At 70.0% G+C, this 26,816-nt stretch carries 21 protein-coding genes; 11 read left to right on the top strand and 10 right to left on the bottom strand.

Annotated features, from left to right (window positions below; all coding sequences use genetic code 11):
• Positions 1–174 precede the first annotated feature (174 nt).
• From OC490_RS30100 to OC490_RS30090, 3 genes are all read left to right on the top strand, one after another.
• A complete protein-coding gene (locus OC490_RS30100) occupies positions 175–1,305 on the top strand; it encodes a ComF family protein (RefSeq protein WP_262061152.1) in 1,131 nt (376 codons plus the stop codon).
• Positions 1,306–1,618: 313 nt separating this feature from the next.
• Positions 1,619–2,311, top strand: a complete 693-nt coding sequence (gene hpf, locus OC490_RS30095) for a ribosome hibernation-promoting factor, HPF/YfiA family (RefSeq protein ID WP_200713180.1) — start codon at positions 1,619–1,621, stop codon at positions 2,309–2,311.
• Positions 2,312–2,516: 205 nt separating this feature from the next.
• Positions 2,517–3,260 carry a response regulator gene (locus tag OC490_RS30090; RefSeq protein WP_262061151.1) on the top strand — a complete coding sequence of 248 codons (744 nt, stop codon included), beginning with the start codon at positions 2,517–2,519 and terminating at the stop codon, positions 3,258–3,260.
• 3 nt (positions 3,261–3,263) lie between these two features.
• On the opposite strand, the gene OC490_RS30085 is transcribed toward OC490_RS30090, so the two are convergent.
• Together OC490_RS30085 and OC490_RS30080 are read right to left on the bottom strand one after the other, a co-directional pair.
• A complete protein-coding gene (locus OC490_RS30085; RefSeq protein WP_262061150.1) occupies positions 3,264–4,439 on the bottom strand; it encodes a winged helix-turn-helix domain-containing protein in 1,176 nt (391 codons plus the stop codon).
• A gap of 58 nt (positions 4,440–4,497) precedes the next feature.
• Positions 4,498–5,067 carry a GNAT family N-acetyltransferase gene (locus OC490_RS30080; RefSeq protein WP_262061149.1) on the bottom strand — a complete coding sequence of 190 codons (570 nt, stop codon included), beginning with the start codon at positions 5,065–5,067 and terminating at the stop codon, positions 4,498–4,500.
• Positions 5,068–5,335: 268 nt separating this feature from the next.
• On the opposite strand from OC490_RS30080, the gene secA reads away from it, so the two are divergent.
• Positions 5,336–8,149: a preprotein translocase subunit SecA gene (gene secA / locus OC490_RS30075; protein WP_262061148.1), complete on the top strand. Its 2,814-nt coding sequence runs from the start codon at positions 5,336–5,338 to the stop codon at positions 8,147–8,149.
• 200 nt (positions 8,150–8,349) lie between these two features.
• Here secA and OC490_RS30070 read toward each other — a convergent pair whose 3' ends face one another.
• A complete protein-coding gene (locus OC490_RS30070) occupies positions 8,350–9,171 on the bottom strand; it encodes an Rv3235 family protein (RefSeq protein WP_262061147.1) in 822 nt (273 codons plus the stop codon).
• 321 nt (positions 9,172–9,492) lie between these two features.
• On the opposite strand from OC490_RS30070, the gene OC490_RS30065 reads away from it, so the two are divergent.
• Both OC490_RS30065 and OC490_RS30060 read left to right on the top strand, forming a co-directional pair.
• Positions 9,493–10,008 carry a DUF6912 family protein gene (locus OC490_RS30065; protein WP_262061146.1) on the top strand — a complete coding sequence of 172 codons (516 nt, stop codon included), beginning with the start codon at positions 9,493–9,495 and terminating at the stop codon, positions 10,006–10,008.
• A gap of 86 nt (positions 10,009–10,094) precedes the next feature.
• On the top strand, positions 10,095–10,760 hold the full coding sequence (locus OC490_RS30060; RefSeq protein ID WP_262061145.1) for an HAD family hydrolase: 666 nt from the start codon (positions 10,095–10,097) through the stop codon (positions 10,758–10,760).
• 92 nt (positions 10,761–10,852) lie between these two features.
• Here OC490_RS30060 and OC490_RS30055 read toward each other — a convergent pair whose 3' ends face one another.
• Entirely contained in the window at positions 10,853–11,419 is a 567-nt protein-coding gene (locus OC490_RS30055) for a DJ-1/PfpI family protein (protein WP_262061144.1), read from the bottom strand.
• Positions 11,420–12,076: 657 nt separating this feature from the next.
• On the opposite strand from OC490_RS30055, the gene OC490_RS30050 reads away from it, so the two are divergent.
• Positions 12,077–17,008 carry an NAD-glutamate dehydrogenase gene (locus OC490_RS30050; RefSeq protein ID WP_262061143.1) on the top strand — a complete coding sequence of 1,644 codons (4,932 nt, stop codon included), beginning with the start codon at positions 12,077–12,079 and terminating at the stop codon, positions 17,006–17,008.
• Positions 17,009–17,169: 161 nt separating this feature from the next.
• Positions 17,170–17,634 (top strand): GtrA family protein, encoded by a 465-nt coding sequence (locus OC490_RS30045; RefSeq protein WP_262061142.1) that lies wholly within the window; start codon positions 17,170–17,172, stop codon positions 17,632–17,634.
• Here the strand turns inward: OC490_RS30045 and OC490_RS30040 are convergent.
• On the bottom strand, positions 17,631–18,488 hold the full coding sequence (locus OC490_RS30040; RefSeq protein WP_262061141.1) for an ABC transporter ATP-binding protein: 858 nt from the start codon (positions 18,486–18,488) through the stop codon (positions 17,631–17,633). The genes OC490_RS30045 and OC490_RS30040 overlap by 4 nt on opposite strands.
• A complete protein-coding gene (locus OC490_RS30035) occupies positions 18,481–19,398 on the bottom strand; it encodes an ABC transporter permease (RefSeq protein WP_262061140.1) in 918 nt (305 codons plus the stop codon). The genes OC490_RS30040 and OC490_RS30035 overlap by 8 nt, the downstream gene beginning before the upstream one ends.
• Before the next feature lie 538 nt (positions 19,399–19,936).
• Here OC490_RS30035 and OC490_RS30030 point away from each other — a divergent pair.
• Entirely contained in the window at positions 19,937–20,563 is a 627-nt protein-coding gene (locus OC490_RS30030; protein ID WP_262061139.1) for a TetR/AcrR family transcriptional regulator, read from the top strand.
• Between the two features lie 48 nt (positions 20,564–20,611).
• Here the strand turns inward: OC490_RS30030 and OC490_RS30025 are convergent, their stop codons facing one another.
• The 3 genes from OC490_RS30025 to OC490_RS30015 form a co-directional block, all read right to left on the bottom strand.
• Positions 20,612–21,559: an ADP-ribosylglycohydrolase family protein gene (locus OC490_RS30025; protein ID WP_262061138.1), complete on the bottom strand. Its 948-nt coding sequence runs from the start codon at positions 21,557–21,559 to the stop codon at positions 20,612–20,614.
• On the bottom strand, positions 21,559–22,539 hold the full coding sequence (gene galE, locus OC490_RS30020; RefSeq protein ID WP_262061137.1) for a UDP-glucose 4-epimerase GalE: 981 nt from the start codon (positions 22,537–22,539) through the stop codon (positions 21,559–21,561). The genes OC490_RS30025 and galE overlap by 1 nt, the downstream gene beginning before the upstream one ends.
• Before the next feature lie 78 nt (positions 22,540–22,617).
• Positions 22,618–23,889, bottom strand: a complete 1,272-nt coding sequence (locus OC490_RS30015) for a glycosyltransferase family 87 protein (protein WP_262061176.1) — start codon at positions 23,887–23,889, stop codon at positions 22,618–22,620.
• Positions 23,890–24,113: 224 nt separating this feature from the next.
• On the opposite strand from OC490_RS30015, the gene OC490_RS30010 reads away from it, so the two are divergent.
• On the top strand, positions 24,114–25,829 hold the full coding sequence (locus OC490_RS30010; RefSeq protein WP_262061175.1) for a glycosyltransferase family 39 protein: 1,716 nt from the start codon (positions 24,114–24,116) through the stop codon (positions 25,827–25,829).
• Here the strand turns inward: OC490_RS30010 and OC490_RS30005 are convergent.
• Positions 25,789–26,262 carry a MarR family winged helix-turn-helix transcriptional regulator gene (locus tag OC490_RS30005; protein WP_262061136.1) on the bottom strand — a complete coding sequence of 158 codons (474 nt, stop codon included), beginning with the start codon at positions 26,260–26,262 and terminating at the stop codon, positions 25,789–25,791. The genes OC490_RS30010 and OC490_RS30005 overlap by 41 nt on opposite strands.
• Before the next feature lie 131 nt (positions 26,263–26,393).
• On the opposite strand from OC490_RS30005, the gene OC490_RS30000 reads away from it, so the two are divergent.
• A complete protein-coding gene (locus tag OC490_RS30000) occupies positions 26,394–26,807 on the top strand; it encodes an organic hydroperoxide resistance protein (RefSeq protein ID WP_019056748.1) in 414 nt (137 codons plus the stop codon).
• Positions 26,808–26,816 lie beyond the last annotated feature (9 nt).

Raw genomic sequence — 26,816 nt, 5'->3', positions numbered from 1 at the left:
GTCTTCGGTCGGGCTGAGGCTCGGCAGGAGGCGGCCGTTCGCGTGTTCCGGGGCGGAGCCGCACTCGTGTGGGGGGACGGCTGCCCGCGGTTGCGCGGAGTTGTCCACAGGCAGGCGCCCGCCGGTTGTCCACAGGGGTGGCCGGTCGGCGAGGGCGTTGGCACAGTGGTGGGCATGCGGGGCTGGTGGCGGGACCTCACGGATCTGGTGCTGCCGGCCGAGTGCGGAGGCTGCGGGATGCCTCGCACGGTGCTCTGTCCGGAGTGCCGTGCCGCCCTGAACGGGGCCGTACCGAGCCGGGTGCGACCGGTGCCCGAGCCGTCCGGGCTGCCGGCGACGTATGCGGCGGCTCCTTACGCGGACGAGGTGCGCGCGATGCTCCTCGCCCACAAGGAACGAGGCTCACTGGCCCTGGCGGGGCCCCTGGGCGCGGCTCTCGCGGGCGCTGTGCGGGCGGGGCTCCGGGAGTGCCGGTCGCGGGGCCAAGGGGCTGTGACGGGGCAGGACGGGAGGTTGGCGGGGCAGTGCGGGAGTTCGGCGGGGTGGGGTGGAGGTTCGGCGGGGTCGGGCGGGGACCGGGTGCCGGGACTCGGTGAGCTGAGGGAGGAGGGGAATGAGGGCGGCGAGGGCGAGTGGGACGACTGGGCTGAGGGGGCGGCGGACGCGCGGCAGGCATCCGTGGGAGCACGGCGGACACCCGCCGGGAGATGCGGGCCGGTCGTAGGCGGCGCGCCGCTCCGGAGAGCTGTCGAGGCGCCGGTGTTGCTGGTTCCCGTGCCCTCCGCGCGTGGGGTGGTGCGGGCTCGTGGGCATGATCCGGCGCGGCGGATCGCCCTCGCGGCGGCGGGGGAGTTGCGGCGGAGCGGGACGCCCGCCCGGGTGGTGGCCGTACTGCGGCAGCGGCGGTGGGTGGCCGACCAGTCGGGGCTCAACTCCCGCCAGCGGCTGGACAATCTGGCCGGTGCCCTGGAGGTGGTCGCGGGTGGTGCCCGGTTGCTGGTCGGTGGTTCAGTCGTGCTCGTCGACGACCTGATGACGACGGGGGCCTCGTTGCGGGAGGCGGCGCGCGCCGTGCGTGAGGCGATCACCTGCGATGGACCAGGAGGAGCAGTTGGAGCAACCGCGGCTGTGTACGCGGGTGTGTCCCGGGAAGGCAGAGGGGAACAGATGCAGGCATCAAAGGAGAAGGGGAGTCACATGGCACTCAGTGCACCGGGAATCGTGGGTGTGAACGGCGCCGGTGACCTGATCTGCGCGGCCGTGATCGCGGCATCGCCAGATTCCTTCGAAATAAACCGGAACTGACTGCAAACTTGCGTCGTTGCAGGTAATGACAGGGCCTATTCACCTGAACGGAGGTACGCCGCAGTAGAGGGTGACGACATCCGTCCGGGCGAGATATGTTCGGTTGTGAGAGAAAGGCGCAGGCCGCACCTCTCCTATCCGAATGCCGTGCTGCGGGTTTTCTGCAATCACCCGCGGCCATGGGGTGGAGATCTTGCCCATGGGGGAGGAGGAGGTGGAAGTCACCGAGTCCGAGGTTCCGGGGTGACCGGAGCCTGGTGCAAAAGGGAGACGCTCCGCAGCGAAGCGGAGTGATCCGGGAACGGAGTTCTGCGTGGACATCGTCGTCAAGGGCCGCAAGACCGAGGTGCCCGAGCGGTTCCGCAAGCACGTGGCCGAGAAGCTGAAGCTGGAGAAGATCCAGAAGCTCGACGGCAAGGTGATCAGCCTCGACGTCGAGGTGTCCAAGGAGCCCAACCCCCGACAGGCCGACCGTTGCGACCGAGTGGAGATCACGCTCCGCTCCCGCGGTCCGGTGATCCGGGCGGAGGCATCGGCCAACGATCCGTACGCGGCGCTCGACCTCGCGGCGGAGAAGCTGGATGCCCGGCTGCGCAAGCAGCACGACAAGCGTCACACGCGCCGCGGTGCCCGTCGGCTCACGGCCGCTGAGGTCCCCGACCACGTCCCGGGCGCGGCGACGCTCAACGGCAACGGCCACGCCGTCCCGGACGAGCAGTCGGACGGCGTGCCCACCAAGAAGATCGGCTCGCTGGAAGTGAAGGGCGAAGGTCCCCTCATCGTCCGCGAGAAGACCCACGTCGCCTCTCCGATGTCCCTCGACCAGGCCCTCTACGAGATGGAACTGGTCGGACACGACTTCTACCTGTTCGTCGACTCCGAGACCAAGGAACCGAGTGTCGTCTACCGGCGGCACGCCTACGACTACGGCGTCATCCACCTCAGCACGGACCCGATGGTCACCCAGGCGCAACCGCCCGCGGCGGGCGGCACGCTGGGCGGCTGACCCACCCGGCGACAGTTGAGCCGGTGCCCCTGGAGCGCGTGTGCGCCCCCAGGGGCACCGGTGTGCGACCACTTCGCGCCCCGCTCCGTGACCGCACTGTCGTCTGGGCATGGAATCATGGCCGCACAGGGCCCAACCGGTGGGCCGCTGCCTTGGGTTGGCGATGGCGCAGGACCACAGGCCACAGCCTTCAGGGGGAGGAACGATGGCGGACAGCTTCGGACCGATGCATGTCGAGGATGCCGATGGCGTCGTCGCCGTGGGCCCGGAAGCGGGCTCGACACGCAAGGAGCCGATCAGAGTCCTTGTCGTGGACGACCACGCCCTCTTCCGTCGAGGCCTGGAGATCGTGCTGGCGGCCGAGGAGGACATCCAGGTCGTCGGCGAGGCGGGCGACGGCGCCGAGGCCGTGGACAAGGCCGCCGACCTGCTGCCGGACATCGTGCTGATGGACGTACGGATGCCGAAGCGGGGCGGGATCGAGGCGTGCACCTCCATCAAGGAGGTGGCACCCAGCGCGAAGATCATCATGCTGACGATCAGCGATGAAGAGGCCGATCTCTACGACGCGATCAAGGCGGGCGCGACGGGATATCTCCTCAAGGAGATCTCGACCGACGAGGTGGCCACCGCCATTCGCGCCGTGGCCGACGGACAGTCGCAGATCAGCCCCTCCATGGCGTCGAAACTGCTCACCGAGTTCAAGTCGATGATCCAGCGCACCGACGAGCGCCGGTTGGTACCCGCGCCCCGGCTCACCGACCGTGAGCTGGAGGTTCTCAAACTCGTCGCGACCGGTATGAACAACCGCGATATCGCCAAGCAGTTGTTCATCTCCGAGAACACCGTGAAGAACCATGTGCGCAACATCCTGGAGAAGCTGCAGTTGCACTCCAGGATGGAGGCCGTCGTCTACGCGATGCGGGAGAAGATCCTCGAAATCCGGTGACCCTCACGCCAGCAGGCGGAGGAGCTCTCCGGCGAGGGGCGCGCGCAGTTCGGGGGCGTCGACCCGCTCCACGCGTACGTCCGTGCAGTCCACCCAGCTCGCGGCCTCGACGAGAGCCTGCGCCACGGACGGGACGGCCTTCGCGCTGTCCAGGGTGACCTGCTTGGCGACCAGGGTGCGGCCCTCCCGCGCCGGGTCGACGCGGCCGACCAACTGGCCGCCGGCGAGGACCGGCATCGCGAAGTAGCCGTGGATCCGCTTCGGTTTGGGGACGTAGGCCTCCAGGCGATGGGTGAAGCCGAAGATCCGCTCCGTGCGGGCCCGCTCCCAGATCAGGGAGTCGAACGGGGACAGGAGCGTGGTGCGATGCCGACCGCGCGGAGAGGTCTCCAGGGCCGCCGGGTCGGCCCAGGCCGGCTTGCCCCAGCCCTCCACCGTGACCGGGACCAGGCCCGAGTCGGCGATCACCGCGTCGACCTGCTCGCCCTTGAGGCGGTGGTAGTCGGCGATGTCCGCGCGTGTGCCGACGCCAAGTGACTGTCCCGCCAGCCGGACCAGACGGCGGAGGCACTCCGTGTCATCCAGCTCGTCGTGCAGCAGCTGATCCGGGATCGCGCGCTCGGCGAGGTCGTACACCCGCTTCCAGCCGCGGCGCTCCACGCACACCACCTCGCCGTACATGAGTGCGCGCTCCACGGCGACCTTGGCGCCGGACCAGTCCCACCACTCGCTGGTGCGCTTCGCGCCGCCCAACTCGGTGGAGGTGAGGGGGCCTTCGGCCCGGAGCTGCTTGATGACCTGGTCGTAAGTGCCGTCCGGGAGGTCGTGGTTCCAGTGCGGCCGGCCGCGGTAGGCGCGGCGGCGGAAGGCGAAGTGGGGCCACTCCTCGACGGGGAGGATGCAGGCCGCGTGGGACCAGTACTCGAAGGCGTGCGTCTGGGTCCAGTACGAGTCCTCGACCGTCTTGCGGGGGACGGCGCCGAGGCGGGCGTACGGGATGAGTTCGTGGGAGCGGGCGAGGACCGAGATGGTGTCGAGCTGGACCGCGCCGAGATGGCGGAGCACACCGCGCACGCCCGCGCGGCGGTCGGGGGCGCCGAGGAAACCCTGTGCGCGCAGGGCGATGCGGCGGGCGTCGGCTGCCGACAGGTCGGTCGTGGGGCGCGGGGCACTCGTCATGTCTCCGCACGATAGAGGGTGCCACTGACAGTCAGAGCTGACCTGCGGATTTCCCGCTCTACGGCTGAGCGGGCAGGTACGGCGCGGTCGACGGCAGGCCCAGGTCCGAGGGGAGCAGGGACGCGACCCAGCAGTCCCGTCGTACGCCCTTGTTGTTGATCGCGGAGCGGAGCGTGCCCTCGATGGTGAAACCGGCGTGCTCGGCGACCGCGCGGGAGCCCTTGTTGCCGACCTCCGCGCGCCATTCCACGCGGTCGATCGACAGCCGGGTGAAGGCCCAGCGGGAGACGGCGACGGTGGCCTCGGTGATGTAGCCGTTGCCCCGGTACTGCTTCGTGGCCCAGAAGCCGACCTCGCCGACGCCCAGGGAACGCATCGTGATGGCGAGCATGCCCACCAACTCCCCTTCGGGGAGAAAGACACCGAATGTGAACATCGAACAGTTCGCCCAGCCCTCGGGGACCAACTGCTCGGTGAAACTCCGCGCGTGCTCCGCGAGGTAGGGCGAGGGGATCGTCGTCCAGCGCTGGATCTCGGGGTCCTGGGCCGCGGAATACACGACATCGGTGTCCTGCGGGCCGACGCTGCGCAGGAGGAGACGGTCGGTCGTGAGCGTGACGGGTTCCATCGGCCGATTCTGCTCGGGGGCGCACAAGGACGCCATGCTTTTGCGCTGTGTGAGCGGGTGATCACATTTCGCGCAATTCCTCGGAACGACGCGGCACCATCGGCGACTCCCGGCCGTTGTCCCCTTTGAAGCGTTTTTGAAGTAGTGGACGGTCGGCGTCCCCGGCAGGCTCCCGGCGTGGCGGGGTCCTCGCATACGATGGCCGTTGCTCAGCCATGTCATTGGAAACCGACCGTCCCAGGCCCGACCGGCAAGGAGACCAACCCCCGTGTCCGTCCTCTCGAAGATCATGCGTGCAGGCGAAGGCAAGATCCTGCGCAAACTGCACCGCATCGCGGACCAGGTCAACTCCATCGAAGAGGACTTTGTCGACCTCTCCGACGCCGAGCTGAAGGCCCTCACCGAGGAGTACAAGCAGCGCTACATCGATGGTGAGACCCTGGACGACCTGTTGCCCGAGGCGTTCGCCACCGTACGCGAGGCCGCCAAGCGCGTCCTCGGCCAGCGTCACTACGACGTGCAGATGATGGGCGGCGCCGCCCTGCATCTCGGCTACGTCGCCGAGATGAAGACCGGCGAGGGCAAGACCCTGGTCGGCACCCTGCCCGCGTATCTGAACGCCCTCTCCGGAGACGGCGTCCACATCATCACGGTCAACGACTACCTGGCCGAGCGCGACTCCGAGATGATGGGCCGCATCCACAAGTTCCTGGGCCTTGAGGTCGGCTGCATCCTCGCCAACATGACGCCGACCCAGCGTCGCGAGCAGTACGCGTGCGACATCACCTACGGCACGAACAACGAGTTCGGCTTCGACTACCTGCGCGACAACATGGCGTGGTCGCAGGACGAACTGGTGCAGCGCGGCCACAACTTCGCGATCGTCGACGAGGTCGACTCCATCCTCATCGACGAGGCCCGTACGCCGCTGATCATCTCCGGCCCGGCCGACCAGGCCACCAAGTGGTACGGCGACTTCGCCAAGCTGGTCACCCGTCTGAAGAAGGGCGAGGCGGGCAACTCGCTCAAGGGCCTGGAGGAGACGGGTGACTACGACGTCGACGAGAAGAAGCGCACGGTAGCCATCCACGAGGGCGGTGTCAGCAAGGTCGAGGACTGGCTGGGCATCGACAACCTCTACGAGTCGGTGAACACCCCGCTCGTGGGCTACCTGAACAACGCCATCAAGGCCAAGGAGCTCTTCAAGAAGGACAAGGACTACGTCGTCATCGACGGCGAGGTCATGATCGTCGACGAGCACACCGGCCGTATCCTCGCCGGCCGCCGCTACAACGAGGGCATGCACCAGGCGATCGAGGCGAAGGAAGGGGTGGACATCAAGGACGAGAACCAGACGCTCGCCACGATCACCCTGCAGAACTTCTTCCGCCTCTACAGCAACCTCTCGGGCATGACCGGTACGGCGATGACCGAGGCCGCCGAGTTCCACCAGATCTACAAGCTCGGCGTCGTCCCGATCCCGACCAACCGGCCCATGGTCCGCAAGGACCAGTCGGACCTGATCTACCGCACCGAGGTCGCGAAGTTCGAGGCGGTCGTCGACGACATCGCCGAGAAGCACGAGAAGGGCCAGCCGATCCTCGTCGGTACGACGTCGGTCGAGAAGTCCGAGTACCTCTCGCAGCAGCTCGCCAAGCGCGGCATCCAGCACGAGGTGCTGAACGCGAAGCAGCACGACCGTGAGGCGCCGATCATCGCCCAGGCCGGCCGCAAGGGTGCCGTGACGGTCGCCACCAACATGGCCGGCCGCGGTACGGACATCAAGCTCGGCGGCAACCCCGACGACCTCGCCGAGGCCGAACTGCGCCAGCAGGGCCTCGACCCCGAGGAGCACATCGAGGAGTGGGCCCAGGCCCTGCCCGCCGCCCTGGAGCGGGCCGAGCAGGCGGTCAAGGACGAGTTCGAAGAGGTCAAGGACCTCGGCGGCCTCTACGTCCTCGGCACCGAGCGGCACGAGTCGCGTCGTATCGACAACCAGCTGCGCGGTCGCTCCGGCCGTCAGGGCGACCCGGGCGAGTCCCGCTTCTACCTCTCCCTCGGCGACGACCTGATGCGGCTGTTCAAGGCCCAGATGGTCGAGCGCGTGATGTCCATGGCGAACGTCCCGGACGACGTGCCGATCGAGAACAAGATGGTCACGCGCGCGATCGCGTCCGCTCAGTCGCAGGTCGAGCAGCAGAACTTCGAGACCCGCAAGAACGTCCTCAAGTACGACGAGGTCCTCAACCGGCAGCGCGAGGTCATCTACGGCGAGCGGCGCCGCGTCCTGGAGGGCGAGGACCTGCAGGAGCAGGTCGTGCACTTCATGGACGACACGATCGACGCGTACATCACCGCGGAGACCGCCGAGGGCTTCCCGGAGGACTGGGACCTCGACCGGCTGTGGGGCGCGTTCAAGCAGCTCTACCCGGTGAAGGTCACCGTGGAGGAGCTGGAGGAGGCGGCCGGGGACCGGGCCGGTCTGACCGCCGAGTTCATCTCCGAGTCCATCAAGGACGACATCCACGAGCAGTACGAGGGGCGCGAGGAGCAGCTCGGCTCCGAGATCATGCGCGAGCTGGAGCGCCGGGTCGTGCTGTCGGTGCTGGACCGCAAGTGGCGCGAGCACCTCTACGAGATGGACTACCTCCAGGAGGGCATCGGCCTGCGCGCGATGGCCCAGAAGGACCCGCTGGTCGAGTACCAGCGCGAGGGCTTCGACATGTTCACCGCCATGATGGACGGCATCAAGGAGGAGTCCGCCGGCTATCTGTTCAACCTGGAGGTCCAGGTCGAGCAGCAGGTCGAGGAGGTCCCCGTGGAGGACGACAAGCCGTCGCTCGACAAGGAGGACACGGTGCCCGCGCAGGCGGGTGCCCGTCCCGAGATCCGCGCCAAGGGGCTCGACGCACCCCAGCGGCCGGACCGGCTGCACTTCTCCGCGCCCAGCGTGGACGGCGAGGGCGGCGTCGTCGAGGGCGACTTCACCAGTGACGACGAGCCGGTGCGCTCCGAGGCGGACGGCCTCACGCGCGCGGAGCGCCGCAAGCAGGGGCGCCGGAGCAGCCGTCGCAAGAAGTGACGGTCGCTCCGCGAGCTCGGTGACGAGCGTCTCCGGGTGAGGGGCCGAGCTGTCGGGACCGCTCCCTGGTGAATGACCGCGGAGGCCTCGAAGGACCTTGAAGGGCCGGGCATCGTGAAGGTGCCCGGCCCTTCGGCGTGCGCGCGGGCTGCGGCGACCGTGCCCCGCCCGTCAACTGCCGTCGGCCGCGCGAGCCCCCGTCAGTCGTCGTCCGGGGTGTGCGGGGCGCGCGGACCGCCCAGTTCCACCGCCGTGCAGCGCCAGCGGAGGTCGGCGCCGCGCTCCAGCCGGAAGGCCATGGCCCGCAGTTGGTCGCCCGCGCCGATGCGGGCGAAGGCCTCTACGGCGCCCGGGCGGGCGACGTAGTAGCCGATGTCGCGGACCACCGGGCGGGTGCCCCGGGTGGCGCGCAGGGGGCCGTGTTCGGCGAGCCGGACCAGTTCGTCGTAGGCGCGGCCCGCGGTGTGGCGGAGCATCCAGTGGACGGGCCGCTGGCCGCTCAGTACGGCGAGGAGGCGGTCGGCGAAGAGGTCGGTGGGGCGGGGCTGCGGAACGTGGGTACGGGCGGCCTGGGCGGGCACCGTGTGGGGTTCGGTGCGGTCCGCCGCTCGGCCTGCCACGGGAGTCGACGGCACAGGGGCGAGAGCCGCTGACGTCGCGCCCCGGCCCGCTGCGGCCGCGGGTGTCGTACGGGGCGCAGCCCGGCCCGTCGTGGCCGCGGCCGGCGTACGAGCGCCCCGGCCCGGGGCGGCAGGTGGGCGGCTGTCCACCGGGGCCGTGCGGGCCGCGCCCCGGCCCGCGGTGGTGGAGCGGGCCGTGGTCTCGGCCGACTCGGCTCCTGGCGCCGTGAGAAGCGCGCCCCCGACGCCCTCCGACGTGCCCTGCAGGGCCTCGCCGGTCGTCGTACGGGACCCGCCCCCGGCCTGTCCGCGCGGCGCTGCCGTACCCGGGCGGCGTGGGTCGCGGCGGGTCGGGGGGCGGGTCGGGGTGTGCTGGGCGGTCCTGGTCATGACCTTGTGCATGGGGGTCCCCGTGTGGTCGGCCCGGAATGTACCGGGAAGTAACTTGCTGGTTGGGGATCTTGTACGGGGCCGTGGACCGGAGTGGCAAGGAGGGAGAGGCGCGGGTCGAAGGGGCCGGATTGTTCACTTATCCGAGTGATTGGCGGGCCTCTGGGCCCATCAGCGCAGGGGTGCCCCGGGTGAATTTCCGGCGTGGGGTGGACGCCTCCAGTGGTGCGGGTGGGGACTCGATGGGGGACGCGCGCACGTATCCTGGAGGCACTCCCGGAGGCATGGCACCGTCCTCCGCGAGGCACTCTCCGACTACGAAAGCGGCCAGCCATGCGCGTCTACGTCCCCCTGACCCTCCCCGGTCTCGCCGAGGCGTACAAGACGGGTGAGCTGGGGACGGGACCCTTCGTCGCGTACGCCGTCACACCCGCGCTGCGCGAGTGGTATCTCTCCGACGACATCGAGGAGTTGGAGTACGCGGCGCTGAACCGGGCCGCGCTGGCCTCGCTGCGGCTGCTGGCGGCCGACGCCGACGCACCGCGACGGCGGGTCGTGGTCGCCGTCGACGTGCCCGACGGCGCGGCGCACGCCGACCCCGACCGCGGACTCGAACCGGCGGCGCTCGGCGAGGTGCGGGTCACCGGAACCGTGGCGCTGGCCAGGGCGGCGGCCGTGCACGTGGATCTGGGTGACGCGGAGAACGACGTGAGTGCCGCCGCCGACGCCCTCCCGGCGGCGGATCGCGGGGACGACGACGCACAGTTCGTCGTGGACGGGGCCGAGGACCACGAGCTGCTCTGGTACGCGACGCAGGAGATCCCGAACCTCGTCGGGCTGGCCGACTGAGCCCGTTCGCCAGCGGTCGGCCGACCGGATATGGCCGTTGACCTGCGATTATCTTGATTGTCAGTGGTGGCGGGTACTTTTTTGACATGGGGATGCAAGGAAGCGCGCACATCGTCTGGGACTGGAACGGCACGCTGTTCCACGACAATGACGCGATCATCGGGGCGACGAACGCGGCGTTCGCCGAGCTGGGGCTGACGCCGATCACGATGGAGGAGTACCGGGCGCTGTACTGCGTGCCGGTGCCGAAGTTCTACGAGCGGCTGCTGGGGCGGCTGCCCACCGACGCCGAGTGGGAGGTCATGGACGACACCTTCCACCGGTACTACGCCGAGCACCGGGTCGTCTGCGGGCTGACCGAGGGCGCGGCGGACCTGCTCGCGGGGTGGCGGACGGCGGGGCGCAGCCAGTCGATCCTCAGCATGTACGTCCATGACGAACTCGTCCCGCTGGTGCGGGAGTTCGGGATAGAGCCGCACTTCGTACGGGTCGACGGGCGCACCGGGCCCTCCGGCGGCAGCAAGGCCGAGCACATGGTGCGGCACCTCGGGGCGCTGGCCGACGTGGACCCCGCGCGCACCGTGGTGATAGGCGACGCGGCCGACGACGCCGTGGCCGCTCTGCACGTGGGCGCGCGGGCCGTGCTGTACACCGGCGGTTCGCACAGCCGGGCCAGTCTCGAAGTGGTCGGCGTGCCCGTGGTGGACTCGCTGGCCGAGGCCGTCGCGGAGGCGGAGCGGCTGGCGGCGTAGGGGGCCTCCCGGCCGGTGTGGCGGGGCGCGATGCCTCACGGGAAGTCACACCTCAAGGCACCCGGTGCCTCAAGAGCCACCCCGCCCGTAGGTCACGTCACCGGCGCCTTCGCGCGCAGCACCGTCAGGAACTCCCGCATCCAGCTGGAGTGATCCGGCCACGCGCGGGCGGAGACGAGCGTGCCGTCGACGACCGTCTCGGCGTCCTGGAAGGTCGCGCCGGCGGACTGCATGTCGAGTTCGAGGGCGGGGTAGGCCGTGACGCGCCGGCCGCGCAGGCCGTCGATCGCGGCGGTGAGCAGGGGGCCGTGGCAGATCTGGGCCACGGGCTTGTCCGTGTCGAAGAAGGACTTGAGGATCTTGCGGAGTTCGGGATCGTTGCGGAGGTACTCGGGGGCCCGGCCGCCGGGGATGACGAGGGCCGCGTACTGGCCGGGATCGACCTCGGAGAAGGCGAGATCGGCGGGCCAGGTGTAACCGGGCTTCTCGGTATAGGTGTCGAAGCCGGGTTCGAAGTCATGGACGACGAACTGCAGCTTCTTGCGCTCGGGGGCCGCGATATGGACGTCGTAGCCCTCCTCGCGCAGGCGCTGGTAGGGGTAGAGGACCTCCAGGGACTCCGCTGCGTCGCCGGTGACGATGAGGATCTTCGCTGTCATGTCGGTGCGCTCCTCCGTGGCCGTGGCGGGTGTTTTCGCCGGGCGGCATGGACCCGCCGGTTCAGGGGCTCAAGGGCCTGAGGGCTCAGGGGTCCAAGGGCTCATGAGCAACGTGCCGCGCGCCGGAGTGCTTGCCAAGGGCCCTCGCAGCGCGGACCTCAGGCACCGTCCCGACTGCCCGTGAATACGACGATTTCACTCTCTACGCCCCTGTGCATAACGTCAAAGTTCCACCCTCTGATTTGTACACATCCGGCTCGTGACGAGCCCCCGGTGAGGAGCGATAGCCTTGTGGCGTGATCAGCGCGATATTTCGCGGGGGCATCGTCGCCCCTGCTCCGCGCCCGGCGACCACGGACGACATCCGTGACCGGGCGGCGGTCGCTGGTCCCAGGGTCTGTTCGACAGGCCTCAGCGGGCGGGACGGAGTTCCCAGGGCTCCCAGGACGCCGTGCACACCCCGGGTACCGGCGCTACAGAGATCAGCGTCACACCCTTCGGGCGTGCCGAAAATGGCTGATAACCCACCGCTCATCTCACCTTGCGGCATAGCGTCGGAGCAGACCGGACACCCCGGGCCGTGGCGTCGAGCCGCAGGGGAAGACACCGAACTTCCTTCTACGTCACGCAACGGCGCGCGACAGGAGCCAGAGGACAATGCAGACCAAGCTGGACGAAGCCAAGGCCGAGCTGCTCGAACGGGCTGCCCGGGTAGCTGAGAACAGCCCGGTCGGGGGGCACCTACCGACCGGGAAGACGGACGAGAGCACCCCGGACCGGGACACCGTGCTCGCGTTCCTCCAGCGCTACTACCTGCACACCGCCCCGGAGGACCTCGCCGACCGCGACCCGGTCGACGTCTTCGGCGCCGCCTACTCCCACTACCGGCTGGCCGAGACCCGACCCCAGGGCACGGCCAACGTGCGGGTGCACACCCCGACGGTCGAGGAGAACGGCTGGACGTGCAGCCACACCGTCGTCGAGGTCGTCACCGACGACATGCCCTTCCTCGTCGACTCCGTGACCAACGAACTGACCCGCCAGGGCCGCGGCATCCACGTCGTGATCCACCCGCAGGTCGTCGTCCGCCGCGACCTCACCGGCAAGCTCATCGAGGTGCTCACCACCCCGCCCACCGGCGAGCTGCCGCACGACGCGCACACCGAGTCCTGGATCCACGTCCAGATCGACCGCGAGACCGACCGCGCCGACCTGAAGCAGATCACCGCCGACCTGCTGCGTGTCCTGTCCGACGTCCGTGAGGCCGTCGAGGACTGGGAGAAGATGCGCGACCTGGCGCTGCGGATGGCCGACGAGCTGCCCGCCGAGCCGACCGCCTCCGACCTTCCCTCCAGCGAGGTCGGCGAGGCCCGCGAGCTGCTGCGCTGGCTGGCCGCCGACCACTTCACCTTCCTCGGCTACCGCGAGTATCAGCTCCGCGAGGACGACTCCCTCTCCGCGGTCCCCGGCACCGGCCTCGGCATCCTGCGCTCCGACCCGCTCCACGCCGGCGAGGACCACCACCCGGTGAGCCCGTCCTTCGAGCGGCTCCCGGCCGACGCCCGTGCCAAGGCCCGCGAGCACAAGCTCCTCGTCCTCACGAAGGCCAACAGCCGTTCCACGGTGCACCGTCCGTCGTATCTCGACTACGTGGGCGTGAAGAAGTTCGACGAGAACGGCGAGGTCGTCGGCGAGCGCCGCTTCCTGGGCCTGTTCTCCTCCGCCGCCTACACCGAGTCCGTCCGCCGGGTTCCGGTGATCCGGCGCACGGTCGACGAGGTGCTGGAGGGTGCCGGGTTCTCGCCCAACAGCCACGACGGGCGCGACCTGCTGCAGATCCTGGAGACGTACCCGCGCGACGAACTGTTCCAGACCCCGGTCGACGAACTCCGCTCGATCGTCACGTCCGTGCTCTACCTCCAGGAACGCCGCCGGCTGCGCCTCTACCTGCGCCAGGACGAGTACGGCCGCTACTACTCGGCCCTCGTCTACCTCCCGCGCGACCGCTACACCACCGGCGTGCGCCTGCGGATCATCGACATCCTTAAAGAAGAGCTCGACGGCACCAGCGTCGACTTCACCGCGTGGAACACCGAGTCGATCCTCTCCCGGCTGCACTTCGTGGTCCGCGTCCCGCAGGGCACCGAACTGCCCGAGCTGTCCGACGCCGACAAGGACCGCATCGAGGCCCGCCTGGTGGAGGCCGCCCGCTCCTGGGCCGACGGCTTCGGCGAGGCACTGAACGCCGAGTGCGGCGAGGAGCGCGCCGCCGAACTCGTGCGCCGCTACGGCAACGCCTTCCCCGAGGGCTACAAGGCCGACCACAACCCGCGCGCCGCCGTCGCCGACCTGGTCCACCTCGAACAGCTCACCGAGGAGCAGGCCTTCGCGCTCAGCCTCTACGAGCCGGTGGGCGCCGCCCCCGACGAGCGCCGCTTCAAGATCTACCGCAAGGGCGCCTCGGTCTCCCTCTCCGCCGTACTGCCGGTCCTCAGCCGCCTCGGCGTCGAGGTCGTCGACGAGCGGCCGTACGAACTGCGCTGCTCGGACCGTACGACGGCGTGGATCTACGACTTCGGGCTGCGGATGCCCAAGTCGCAGAACGGCAACGGGGATTCGCTCGGGGAGAACGGCCGCGAGCGCTTCCAGGAGGCGTTCGCCGCGACCTGGACCGGGCAGGCGGAGAACGACGGCTTCAACGCGCTGGTGCTGAGCGCCGGGATCGACTGGCGGCAGGCGATGGTGCTGCGGGCGTACGCCAAGTACCTGCGGCAGGCCGGTTCCACCTTCAGCCAGGACTACATGGAGGACACCCTCCGCAACAACGTCCACACCACCCGGCTGCTCGTCTCCCTGTTCGAGGCGCGGATGTCGCCGGACCGGCAGCGCGCCGGGCGCGAGATCGTCGACGCCCTCCTCGAAGAGGTCGACGCGGCCCTCGACCAGGTGGCGAGCCTCGACGAGGACCGCATCCTGCGGTCCTTCCTGACCGTCATCAAGGCCACCCTGCGCACCAACTTCTTCCAGGAAGCGCTCGGCGGGCACGCGCACGCGTACGTCTCGATGAAGTTCGACCCGCAGGCCATCCCGGACCTGCCCGCACCGCGACCGGCGTACGAGATCTGGGTGTACTCGCCGCGCGTCGAGGGCGTGCACCTGCGCTTCGGCAAGGTCGCGCGCGGCGGGCTGCGCTGGTCGGACCGGCGCGAGGACTTCCGTACCGAGATCCTCGGCCTGGTCAAGGCGCAGATGGTGAAGAACACCGTCATCGTGCCGGTCGGCGCCAAGGGCGGCTTCGTCGCCAAGCAGCTGCCGGACCCGAGCGTGGACCGGGACGCGTGGCTCGCCGAGGGCATCGCCAGCTACAAGATGTTCATCTCGGCGCTGCTCGACATCACCGACAACCTGGTGGCCGGCGAGGTCGTCCCTCCGGCGGACGTCGTCCGGCACGACGAGGACGACACCTACCTGGTCGTCGCCGCCGACAAGGGCACCGCCACCTTCTCGGACATCGCCAACGGAGTCGCCGAGAGCTACAACTTCTGGCTCGGCGACGCCTTCGCCTCCGGCGGCAGCGCAGGCTACGACCACAAGAAGATGGGCATCACCGCGCGCGGTGCTTGGGAGTCCGTCAAGCGGCACTTCCGGGAGCTGGGCGTCGACACGCAGAGCGAGGACTTCACGGTCGTCGGCGTCGGTGACATGTCCGGTGACGTGTTCGGCAACGGCATGCTGCTCAGCGAGCACATCCGCCTGGTCGCCGCCTTCGACCACCGGCACATCTTCCTCGACCCGACCCCGGACGCGGCGATCTCGTACGCCGAGCGGCGCCGCATGTTCGAGCTGCCGCGCTCCAGTTGGGCCGACTACAACACCGACCTGCTGTCGGCCGGCGGCGGAGTCTTCCCCCGTACGGCCAAGGCGATCCCGGTCAACGCCCACGTCCGCGAGGCCCTCGGCATCGAGGACAAGGTCGCCAAGATGACACCGGCCGACCTGATGAAGGCGATCCTCAAGTCGCGGGTCGACCTGCTGTGGAACGGCGGCATCGGGACGTACGTCAAGGCCAGCACCGAGTCCCACGCGGACGTCGGCGACAAGGCCAACGACGCGATCCGGGTCGACGGCGCCGACCTGCGCGTCAAGGTCGTCGGCGAGGGCGGCAACCTGGGCCTGACCCAGCTCGGCCGGATCGAGTTCGCCCAGCAGGGCGGCAAGATCAACACGGACGCGATCGACAACAGCGCGGGCGTGGACACCTCCGACCACGAGGTGAACATCAAGATCCTGCTCAACGGCCTGGTCACCGACGGCGACATGACCGTCAAGCAGCGCAACAAGATCCTCGCCGAGATGACCGACGAGGTCGGCGCGCTCGTCCTGCGCAACAACTACGCGCAGAACACCGCGATCGCCAACGCGCTCGCCCAGTCCAAGGACATGCTCCACGCCCAGCAGCGCTTCATGCGCACCCTGGTCCGCGAGGGCCACCTCGACCGGGCCCTGGAGTTCCTGCCCACCGACCGCCAGATCCGCGAACGCCTCGCCCAGGGACAGGGGTTGACCAGTCCGGAAACGGCCGTCCTGCTGGCGTACACGAAGATCACGGTCGCCGACGAGCTGCTGCACACCTCGCTGCCCGACGACCCCTACCTGCGCACGCTGCTGCACGCCTACTTCCCGACCGCGCTGCGCGAGAAGTTCGCCGAGCAGATCGACACCCACGCGCTGCACCGCGAGATCGTCACCACGGTCCTCGTCAACGACACGGTCAACACCGGCGGTACGAGCTTCCTGCACCGCCTCCGCGAGGAGACCGGGGCCTCCCTGGAGGAGATCGTCCGGGCGCAGACCGCGGCCCGCGCGATCTTCGACGCGGCCGAGGTGTGGGACGGCGTGGAGGCCCTCGACAACACCGTCGAGGCACCTGTCCAGACCCGCATCCGCCTGCACTCGCGTCGCCTCTGCGAGCGCGGCACCCGCTGGCTGCTCAACAACCGGCCGCAGCCGCTCCAACTCGCCGAGACCGTCGAGTTCTTCGGCGAGCGCGTCGAGCAAGTGTGGTCGCAGCTGCCCAAGTTGCTGCGCGGCGCGGACCTGGAGTGGTACCAGCAGATCTACGACGAGCTGACCGGCGCCGGCGTCCCCGCCGAACTCGCCACCCGCGTGGCCGGCTTCTCCTCCGCCTTCCCGGCGCTCGACATCGTCTCGGTGGCCGACCGCACGGGCAAGGACCCGATGGACGTCGCCGAGGTCTACTACGACCTCGCCGACCGTCTGCACATCACCCAACTCATGGACCGCATCATCGAGTTGCCCCGTGCGGACCGCTGGCAGTCGATGGCCCGCGCCTCCATCCGCGAGGACCTGTACGCGGCCCACGCGGCTCTGACCGCCGACATCCTGACGGCGGGCAACGGCACCTCGACCCCCGAGCAGCGCTTCATCGCGTGGGAGAAGAAGAACACCGCGATCCTCGGCCGCGCCCGCACCACCTTGGACGAGATCCAGGGCTCGGAGATGTTCGACCTCGCCAACCTGTCGGTGGCGATGCGGACGATGCGCACCCTGCTGCGAACGCATTCGTAGTCCCTACGACCGTGTCTCGTCGTAGTCCTACGACGAGACACGGTCGTGGTCGCCACGACACCAAAGGCGCCCCGGGCCGCAATGGCTCGGGGCGCCTTTTCATGGGGTGCCTTAGGGGTAATCAGGGCCAGCGCTTACTAAGCCCCGCTAAGCCTTGAGACGTGACTCTGAACCTCACCGAGGAACGTGTGACCGTGCCCGTCCGGCCGGTGCGCAAGGTCGTCCTGGAAGTCGTGAAATTCGGGATCGTCGGCGGCAGCGGCGTCCTGGTCAACTTCGCGGTCTTCAACGCCCTGCTGCACGGCCTCCGTTGGCCCGCGATGCTCGCGACGGTCCTGGCCAGCTGCGTCGCCATGGGCGCCAACTACCTCGGCTTCCGCTACTACACCTACCGCGACCGCGACGCCCCCGGCGCCCGCCGCATCGCGCTGTTCTTCGCCTTCAGCGGCATCGGCGTCCTCATGGAAAGCGGACTCTTCTACGTCGGCTACCACGGCCTGGGCCTCCACGGTCCGCTCGGGGCGAATGCCGTGAAGGCCCTGTCGATCGTGCTCGCGTCCGCCTTCCGCTTCCTGGTCTACCGCACCTGGGTGTTCCAGGGCGATGACCTCCAGAAGGACTTCTAGGCGGCCTTGCCGGCCTGCTCCTTGGGCTTGTCGGCGCCGCCCGTGAAGGCCTCGTACGCCTCCAGGACCTCCTCCGTCGGCCCGTCCATCCGCAGCTCACCGCGCTCCAGCCACAGCACGCGGTCGCAGGTGTCGCGGATCGACTTGTTGTTGTGGCTGACCAGGAAGACCGTGCCCGCGTGCTGCCGCAGCTCGCGGATCCGCTCCTCCGACCGCCGCTGGAACGACCGGTCGCCCGTCGCCAGCGCCTCGTCGATCAGCAGGACGTCGTGGTCCTTGGCGGCGGCGATGGAGAACCGCAGCCGGGCGCCCATGCCGGAGGAGTACGTCCGCATGGGGAGCGTGATGAAGTCGCCCTTCTCGTTGATCCCGGAGAAGTCGACGATGCCCTGGTAGCGCTCCTTGACCTGCTCCCGGGACATGCCCATGGCCAGGCCGCCGAGGTAGACGTTGCGCTCGCCGGTCAGGTCGCCCATCAGCGCCGCGTTGACGCCGAGGAGGGAGGGCTGACCGTGGGTGTAGATACGGCCGTTCTCGACCGGGAGCAGGCCGGCGACCGCCTTGAGCAGGGTGGACTTGCCGGAACCGTTGGTGCCGATCAATCCGATCGCCTCGCCCTTGTAGGCGACGAAGGACACCTTCTTGACCGCGTGCACCGTGCGTACGCCCGCCGCCTTCTCGGCCTTCTCGCGGCGCAGCATGCGGTTGAGGGCAGCGGTCGCGGAGCCGCGTCCGGCGCCGGTTCCGTTGACCCGGTAGATGATGTCGACGCCGTCGCAGACGACGGTGGGGATCGTGCTGTCGGCGGCCACGGGGGTCCGCTCGGTGTGGTACTCGATGGTCTGCTCAGCCACGGCCGTACGTCTCCTCAGCCTTCCAGAAGTAGATGAAGCCGCCGACGCCGGCGATCAGCGCCCAGCCCGTCGCCGCCGCCCACACGTGCGGGGGGAGCTGGCTGGAGTGGAAGCTGTCGATCAGCGCATAGCGCATGAGATCGATGTAGACGGCCGCCGGGTTGGTCTCCAGGGCGATCGTCACCGGGTGCGGCAGGTTGTCGCCCTTGGTCAGCTTGGAGATGCTCCACATCACCCCGGAGAGGTACATCCAGGTGCGCAGGATGAACGGCATCAGCTGGGCGATGTCCGGAGTCTTCGCGCCCATTCGCGCCATGACCATCGAGACGCCCGCGTTGAACGTGAACTGCAGGAACAGCGCGGGGATCACGAGCAGCCAGGAGACGCTGACCGGCACGCCGAAGCAGATCAGGATGACGAAGAGGGCGGCCATCGAGAACAGCAGCTGCTGGAGCTGTTGCAGCGCGAACGAGATCGGCAGCGCGGCCCGCGGGAAGTGCAGCGCCCGGACCAGGCCGAGGTTGCCGGAGATGGCCCGGGTGCCCGCCATGATCGAGCTCTGCGTGAACGTCCAGATGAACACGCCCGTCACCAGGAACGGGATGTAGTCCGGCACGTGCTTCTTGGTGCCCAGCAGCACACCGAAGATGAAGTAGTACACCGCCGCGTTCAACAGCGGCGTCATCACCTGCCAGACCTGGCCCAGCTTCGCCTGGCTGTACTGCGCGGTCAGCTTGGCGGTGGCGAACGCGGTGATGAAGTGGCGTCGCTCCCACAACTGCCGGACGTACTCGGGCAGGGAGGGGCGTGCGCCACTGACCGTGAGGCCGTGGCGGGCGGCGAGCGCCGCGAGGTCGTCTTCGTCGGCCGGGGCCGGCGAATGGGGCGGTGTGTGGAGGACCTGGCTCACATCCGCTGCTTTCGCTCGGGGGGAGGGGAATGCGTGCGTCCGGCTGCGGTGTCCCGTCGCCCGGCGTTTCCTTACGCTTCTCTTTACGTTCTCTTACGTCGGGACGGGACCGTATCGTCGCAACGTGAGCGTAGGCGGATTCGGCGTCGGAACGCAACCGTTTCGTCGTGACGGATGTGATCCGGCCGTTAGGTTCGCTGGGTTTGCGTCGGGACGGGGCCGTTGCGTCGATACGCTCTGGTGTTGGGGCGGGACGGGCGTGCCGTGGGGACGGGCCGGTGGCGTCCGGGGGACGGGTCGGGTTCGTCGTGTCGACGGAACGGGTGCGTCACGACGGCGGGACGGCTCCGTCCCCACGACGGGCCGGTAGCGTCGCAACGCCTCCGCCTCCGCCCGCGCACCTGCCCCGCCGTGGCCGGCCCGCCCCGCAACCGGCGGCCGACGGCAGCCCCCCGTTGCGACGAGTCCGTTTCGTCGCGACGCGCCCCACCCGCGTCGGAACGCAACCGTTTCGTCGCAACGCCCCTATGCTTGAGCTATGACGACGAACGCCGACGAGCCCAAGACACGTCAGCGCCGCCGAACCCCCGCCGGGGCGGCCGTACTCCGCGAGGATGTGACCGAAGCCATTCGGGCGGCGGTCTTCGAGGAGTTGGCGGCGGTCGGGTATGCCCGGATGTCGATCGAGGGGATCGCGCGTCGCGCGGGCGTGGGCAAGACGGCGGTGTACCGCCGCTGGCGTTCGAAGCTGCACCTGGTGCTCGACGTAGTGTCGGCGATTGCGGTGATGGGGTTGCCGACGCCGGACACCGGTTCGCTGGAGGGTGACCTCCGGATGCTGTACGAGGTGACGTCACGGGCCCTGCGCCACCCGGTGGCCTCGCAGATCATCCCGGACCTGCAGGCCGAGGCGGCCCGGAATCCGGAGATCGCCGACGCGATGCAGAAGGCGTTGCGCGAGGGCCAGGAGGGTGTGGCCAGCAAGATCCTCGCGGCGGCGGAACACCGTGGTGAGATCCGCCCCGGCATGGACGAGGACCTGGCGCTGGATCTCATCTCCGGCCCCCTGTACTGGCGTGCCGTGGTGATCCGCAGCCCGAAGCTGCCGAAGGGATACCTGGGGGCGCTCGCCCGGGCCACCACGGAGGGCCTCAAGGCGCTGTAGGGCTCCGCCGCACCCCGCACCCCCCACCCCCCGCCCCGCCCCGGCGAGTCAGTCTCCCCGCCGGTCCAACCGCCGTGCCAGTCCCCGGAGTTCGTGCGCCCGCAGCACCCGCCCGCCGAACCCCGGCAGTGGCACGTGCAGGGCCTCGGTCCAGTGCTCGGGGATCGCCGCGCTCCCGTACACCGCCCCGGCGAGCCCGCCCGTCACGGCGGCGACGGTGTCCGTGTCGCCGCCGAGGTCGATCGCGGCGCGCACGGCGTCCTCGTACGAGGAAGTCGTACGCAAGGCCCAGACGGCGGAGCCGAGGCAGGGCCAGACGGCGCCGTTGAACTCCGTCGCCCGGTCGGGGTGCCAGTCGGGGGAGAGGACGACGGCGTACCGCTCCCGGTGTCCGGGGTGGACGTACCCGAGGGTCTCCTCGACGGCGTCGAGCGGGTCGCGGCCCTCCAGTGCGACGCGCACCAACTCGTGGAATACGGCGGTGCCTTCCCAGGCCGCGCGGTCTCCGTGGGTGAGGGCGGAGATGCGGCGGGCGGCGTCCATCGTGGCGTCGCGGCCCGCGCGCGAGAAGTGGACGGCCGACGGGGCGGCGCGCATCAACGCGCCGTTCCCGGCGCCCCGTTGGCTGGTCTGGAAGTGCAGCGCGGCGGCCAGGTCCCAGGGGTCGCCGCTGCTCAGCACGGCCTCGGTCTGCAGGCCGATGTCCTTCGGGTCGGCGGCTGCCCACACCCGGAACCGCCGGAACATGTCCGGGAGTTGGAGTCCGTCGCACTCCAGCAGCGACTCCGCGACGAGTACGGCCATCTGTGTGTCGTCGGTGGCCTCGCCCGGGTCCCAGCCGCCGCCCCCGCACATCTCACCGCCGTCGCCGGGTGCCGGAAACCGGGCGGAGAAGGCGCCTTCGGGACCGAACTCGAAGGGTGCGCCGAGCGCGTCGCCGACGGCGGAGCCGAGGACGGCGCCCACGGCGCGTTCCGTCCTGGAGCGACTGTCCATCAGGCCCGCGCGGCCCCCGGATGCAACCGCACCCACCCCTCCCACGCCGACGCGATCATGTCCTGGACGTCGTGCTTGGCCTTCCAGCCCAGTTCGGTGGTGATGCGGTCGGCGGAGGCGACGACGCGGGCCGGGTCGCCGGGGCGGCGCGGGTGGACGGTCGGGGGACGGTCGTAGCCGGTGATCGCGTTGATGAGGTCGATCATCTCGCGGACCGAAACGCCTTCCCCGCGGCCGATGTTGAGGGTGAGGGAGCGGCCGGGCGAGGCCTGGAGGGCGCGGGCCGCGGCGACGTGGGCCTCGGCGAGGTCCACCACGTGGATGTAGTCGCGGACGGTGGTGCCGTCCGGGGTGGCGTAGTCGTCGCCGAAGATGCGCGGGGGCAGGTCCTCGGTCAGCTTCTCGAAGACCATGGGGACGAGGTTGTAGACGCCGACGTCGGCGAGTTCGGGGGCGGCGGCCCCGGCCACGTTGAAGTAGCGCAGGGAGGCCGTGGACAGGCCGGTCGCGCGGCCCGTGGCGCGGACCAGCCACTCACCCGCCAGCTTCGTCTCGCCGTACGGAGACATGGGCACGCACGGCGTCTCCTCGGTGACCAGCTCCACGTCCGGCATGCCGTAGACGGCCGCCGAGGACGAGAACACGAAGGACGGGACGCCGGCCGTGGTCACCGCCTCCAGGAGGACGCGCAGGCCCTCGACGTTCTCCCGGTAGTAGCGCAGCGGCTGGTCGACCGACTCGCCGATCTGCTTCTTCGCCGCCAGGTGGACGACTCCGGTGACGTCCTGGTCGGCGAGGGTGCGGGCCACGAGTTCGGCGTCCAGGGTCGAACCCAGCACCACGGGCACACCGTCGGGCACGCGTGCGGCGATGCCGGTGGACAGGTCGTCGTAGACGACCACCTGTTCGCCCGCCTCGGTCATCGCCCTCACGACGTGCGCCCCGATGTAGCCGGCTCCGCCGGTGATCAGCCAGGTCATGTGCGGCAGTCCCCTCCGTCACTGGATGTCACTCGATCCGTGGTGGCGCGTCCCTCACGCTCCCCGGGCCTCAGTCAATCAGGCGCCGGAGTGTGCCGCGGTCAACTGCTGGGACTCCCCGTGCGGACCGGAGGGCCGCACGCGCGCGTGCGGCGTCGCCGGAACCGGCCTCGACGACCGCCACAGCCGGACGAAGGAGAGCACGGCCGCGGCGCCCAGCAGACCGTTGCGCGCGACCATCAGGGCGCAGCCCGTCCACGTGCTGCGGATGACATCGCCGTACAGGCCGGGGAACTCGACGGCGCTGATCACGGTCGCCGCCACGATCAGCGCGGCCACCGGGCGCTGCGCGGTGTGCCGGGAGGTCAGGCAGACGGCGGCCAGGCCGAGCAGCCAGATCATGTACTGGGGGCTGATCACCCGGCTGGTCACGGTGAACAGCAGGACGGCGCTCAGCGCGGCGTCGTAGGGGGTCGCGTCGGTCCAGCGGCGGGCCCGGATCCGCCACAGCAGCAGGAACCCGAAGGCGACCGCCGTGAGCGCGAGGGAGGCGTCGGCGACGGCGGAGACGTGCGGTCCCGTGAACTCCATCGCGCCGTACTGGTAGCGCGCCCGGCCCGGCCAGCCGAGGTGGGTCGCCAGGCCGAGGGCCGTGCCGCCCAGTGACTCGATCTGTACGCCTCTGCCGCCCTGTTGGCGCAAGAAGGCGAGAGGATTGTTGAACAAGGCTACGAGCATCGTGAGCGACAAGACCCCCGCCCCCACCGCCCACGACCACACCGACCGCGTCGCCCGCCCCCTCGGCACCCCCAGCAGCACCAGCGCCGGCCACACCTTCACCAGCGCGCCCAGTGCCGCGAACGCGCCGCACGCACGCGTGGAGCGCGACAACGTCACCAGGGAGATGACGGCGAACGCGGTGACCTGCACGTCGTAGCGGACGAGCGGCATGTCCAGGAGGAGGGGGAGGCAGACGATCCAGTAGGCGGCGCCGCGCAGGCTGTGGCCGCGGCGGGTGCCCGCGCGGGCCAGCACCACGGTGATCAGCGCGTCGGTGGCGAGGGTGAGGGCGACGAACGCCTGGAAGTACGTCAGGTCCGGCAGCAGCGCCGGGGCCAGCAGCACCGGTCCCGCGCCCGGCGGGTACTGCCACAGGTGGTCGTGGGCCGGGAACGCGCCCTGCGACAGCACCCCGTACCAGTGGTAGTAGAGGCGCCACACCTCCCGGGCGACCGCGCCCCGGCCGAGCAGGGGCAGGCCGTTGTGCGCGAGGAGCAGCAGCATTCCGGCGCGGGTGGCGAGCCAGGCGAGCGTGAGGGCGAGGAGGCGGTGTCTGCGGACGGCATTCATCATGGCGGATCGTAAGCCGGGTTAATGCCGCATGAATGCTAATACACCGTCAATCGTTGGTAAGAGCTCGCTTACAGTACAAAATCGGCCACGTGGAGAGCCAGGACGAGGACGAGCGCAGACGGCCGACGCGACCGGTGTGGCGGAGGCGACCCGTGTGGCGACTGTGGCACATGCGGTGGGCCCGTCCGGAGGCCGTGGCCGTCGTCGTGCCGGTGGTCGTCATGCTCGCGCTGGGGCTGTGGGGTCTCGACCGCGGCGGCATGTGGGGCGACGAGGGCGTCACGTTCCTGGTGGGGCGGCGCACGGTGCCGCAGATCTGGCGGCTGCTGCACGGCGTGGACGCGGTGCACGGCCTGTACTACCTGCTCCTGCACGCCGTCCTCGCCGTCCACCCCGGCGAGGTGGCCCTGCGCCTGCCGTCGGTGTGCGGCGCGGCGGCGACGGCGGGCCTGGTCGCGGCCCTCGGCGTACGGCTGGCCCGCCCCCGCGTCGGCCTCTGGGCCGGTCTGCTCTACGCGATCACCCCCCTGATCGGCCACTACGCGCAGGAGGGCCGGTCGTACGCCCTCGTCGCGGCCGGGGTCACCGGGGCGACGCTGCTCCTCGTGCGAACGCTGGAAGGGCGCTCGTGGTGGCCGTACGGCACTGTCCTCGCCGTGACCTTTCTGCTGCACGAGTTCGCCGTACTGGTGCTCTGCGCGCACGCGTTGACGCTGGCGGCGGCGCGAGTGCCCAGGGCGGTGTGGGCCGGCTGGGGGCGTGCTGCGGGCGCGGCGGTGGGGGTTCTGCTGCCGTTGGCGTGGGTGTCCCAGCGGCAGTCGGGGCAGGTGGCGTGGCTGCGGGTGCCCGACTGGGACACGACCGAGCGGCTGGCCCGCGGTTTTCTCTCCGTCACGCCGACCGGAGTCGTCTTCTGGACCTCGGTCCTGCTGATCCTGCTGGGACTCGGCGCGGGACGGCTCGCGTCGGTCGCGCTGCCGTTGCTGGTGGTGCCGCCGGTGCTGCTGCTGACGGTGTCGCAGTTCCGGCCGCTGTTCCACGAGCGGTATGTGCTGTACGCGCTGGCGGGGGCGCCGTTGTTGGTGGCGGCGGGGGCGGACTGGCTGGTGGGGATGGTGGGTCGGCCGTGGCTGGGTGGTCTCCTGCGTCCGGAAGTCGCCCATGAGGCGGGCCGAATGGCTGTGGTCGAACCTCGCCCCCAGTTGGTCGGCGCCTTGGTCCCGGGTGGTCACCACTCACCACTCGACCGTATGTCCGGAGCCGGAGCCGGAGCCGGAGCCGGAGCCGGAGCCGGAGTCGGAGCCGGAGTCGAAAGCCGCCCACCGCACCCAGCACGGCCGGACGCCCGCCGCCCACCCCACCGCACCCGCGCCCGAGCTCGCCTCGCCACCCTGGCCGGCGTGTTGGCTGTAGCCGTCCCCTTCCTCCACGGCCTCCCCGCATACCGCAACGACCGCCTGGCGGCCCACCGCCCCGAGAACCTCGCCGTCGTGTCCGCGCTGGCGGGCCGTGAGCTGCGGCCCGGCGACCCCGTGCTGTTCCTGCCGTCGTTCTGGCGGGTGACGGCGTTGGCGTATCCGGGCCCGTTCGCCGGGGCGCGGGACCTGGCGCTGGCGGAGTCGGGGGCGAGGTCCGGGACGCTGAGCGGGCGGGAGGTGGCGCCGGGGGAGTTGCGGGCACGGCTCGCCGGTGCGGACCGGGTGTGGATTGTCGCGCAGTCGAATCTGCTGCCGTCCCGCTGGGTGCCCGGCGACCCGGCCGACCGGGTCAAACTCGACGTCGTGGACGGGGAGTTCGCGCGTCGGCGGCAGTATGTGAGCGGACGCGTGAAGCTCGCTCTCTACATCCGCCGAATGCCTCCGCGGCACCTGGTCATGCCTGCTCCGGAACCCACGGTCATGCCTGCTCCAGCGCCGCCGAGTCCAGCGCGCCGGTGAGTTCGTCGAGTCGTGTCCGCAGTGCGCGGATCTCGTCGATGTCGAAGCCGGTCGCGCCGAGGATGCGGCGCGGTACGTCGAGGGCGCGTTCGCGCAGGGCGACGCCCTCGTCCGTGAGCCGTACCTCCACCGAGCGCTCGTCGCGGGCGCTGCGCTCACGTCGTACCAGACCGGCCGTCTCCAGCCGCTTGAGCAGCGGGGACAGGGTGCCGGAGTCGAGCCGCAGGTGTTCGCCGAGCTTCTTGACGGGCAGTTCGCCGTGCTCCCACAGCACCAGCATCACCAGGTACTGCGGGTAGGTGAGCCCGAGGTCCTTGAGCAGCACGCGGTAGACGCCGCCGAAGGCGCGTGACGCGGCGTTCAGGGAGAAGCAGATCTGCTGGTCCAGGCGGAGCCAGTCGCTGGTCGGGGTGTCGGCGGGAGTGGTGGTCATGGTTCCAGGATAGCGCTAGTGGGCCATTTAGTTGTGTGCAATTGAATTGTGTGCTCTACTTGCCGTCGTGAGGCGGTCCGGACACCCGGGCCGGCCACCCCCACCAAGACTTCCGAGAGGGATGGTTTCCAATGGACGCGATCTACACCGCCGTAGCCACCGCCACCCACGGCCGTGACGGCCGCGCGGTCAGCAACGACGGCAAGATCGACCTTCAGCTCGGCATTCCGGTCGAAATGGGCGGCAACGGCCAGGGCACCAACCCTGAGCAGCTGTTCGCCGCCGGTTACGCCGCCTGTTTCGGCAGCGCCCTCGGCCTCGTCGGCCGGCAGGCGAAGGTCGACGTCACCGACGCGGCCGTGACCGCCGAGGTCGGCATAGGCAAGCAGGGCGAGGGCTTCGGCCTCAAGGTGACGCTGCGCGTCGAGCTCCCCGACACCGTGGACGAGGCGACCGGCCGCAAGCTGGTCGAGACCGCCCACCAGGTCTGCCCCTACTCGAACGCCACCCGCGGCAACATCGAGGTCGACCTCGTCATCGAGTAGTCACATCGA

This window comes from Streptomyces sp. STR69, assembly GCF_024519455.1.
In the GTDB taxonomy this organism is placed as follows: domain Bacteria; phylum Actinomycetota; class Actinomycetes; order Streptomycetales; family Streptomycetaceae; genus Streptomyces.
Note: the sequence above shows the minus strand (reverse complement) of the source record. Positions and strands in the feature narration are given on the sequence as shown.

Excerpts from the sequence above, each read along its gene's own strand:
- OC490_RS30100 (WP_262061152.1), top strand. The coding sequence starts at position 175 with ATGCGGGGCTGGTGGCGGGACCTCACGGATCTGGTGCTGCCGGCCGAG.
- OC490_RS30090 (WP_262061151.1), top strand. The coding sequence starts at position 2,517 with ATGGCGGACAGCTTCGGACCGATGCATGTCGAGGATGCCGATGGCGTC.
- OC490_RS30085 (WP_262061150.1), bottom strand. The coding sequence starts at position 4,439 with ATGACGAGTGCCCCGCGCCCCACGACCGACCTGTCGGCAGCCGACGCC.
- OC490_RS30080 (WP_262061149.1), bottom strand. The coding sequence starts at position 5,067 with ATGGAACCCGTCACGCTCACGACCGACCGTCTCCTCCTGCGCAGCGTC.
- OC490_RS30070 (WP_262061147.1), bottom strand. The coding sequence starts at position 9,171 with ATGCACAAGGTCATGACCAGGACCGCCCAGCACACCCCGACCCGCCCC.
- OC490_RS30065 (WP_262061146.1), top strand. The coding sequence starts at position 9,493 with ATGCGCGTCTACGTCCCCCTGACCCTCCCCGGTCTCGCCGAGGCGTAC.
- OC490_RS30060 (WP_262061145.1), top strand. The coding sequence starts at position 10,095 with ATGGGGATGCAAGGAAGCGCGCACATCGTCTGGGACTGGAACGGCACG.
- OC490_RS30055 (WP_262061144.1), bottom strand. The coding sequence starts at position 11,419 with ATGACAGCGAAGATCCTCATCGTCACCGGCGACGCAGCGGAGTCCCTG.
- OC490_RS30050 (WP_262061143.1), top strand. The coding sequence starts at position 12,077 with ATGCAGACCAAGCTGGACGAAGCCAAGGCCGAGCTGCTCGAACGGGCT.
- OC490_RS30030 (WP_262061139.1), top strand. The coding sequence starts at position 19,937 with ATGACGACGAACGCCGACGAGCCCAAGACACGTCAGCGCCGCCGAACC.
- OC490_RS30025 (WP_262061138.1), bottom strand. The coding sequence starts at position 21,559 with ATGGACAGTCGCTCCAGGACGGAACGCGCCGTGGGCGCCGTCCTCGGC.
- galE (WP_262061137.1), bottom strand. The coding sequence starts at position 22,539 with ATGACCTGGCTGATCACCGGCGGAGCCGGCTACATCGGGGCGCACGTC.
- OC490_RS30015 (WP_262061176.1), bottom strand. The coding sequence starts at position 23,889 with ATGAATGCCGTCCGCAGACACCGCCTCCTCGCCCTCACGCTCGCCTGG.
- OC490_RS30010 (WP_262061175.1), top strand. The coding sequence starts at position 24,114 with ATGCTCGCGCTGGGGCTGTGGGGTCTCGACCGCGGCGGCATGTGGGGC.
- OC490_RS30005 (WP_262061136.1), bottom strand. The coding sequence starts at position 26,262 with ATGACCACCACTCCCGCCGACACCCCGACCAGCGACTGGCTCCGCCTG.
- OC490_RS30000 (WP_019056748.1), top strand. The coding sequence starts at position 26,394 with ATGGACGCGATCTACACCGCCGTAGCCACCGCCACCCACGGCCGTGAC.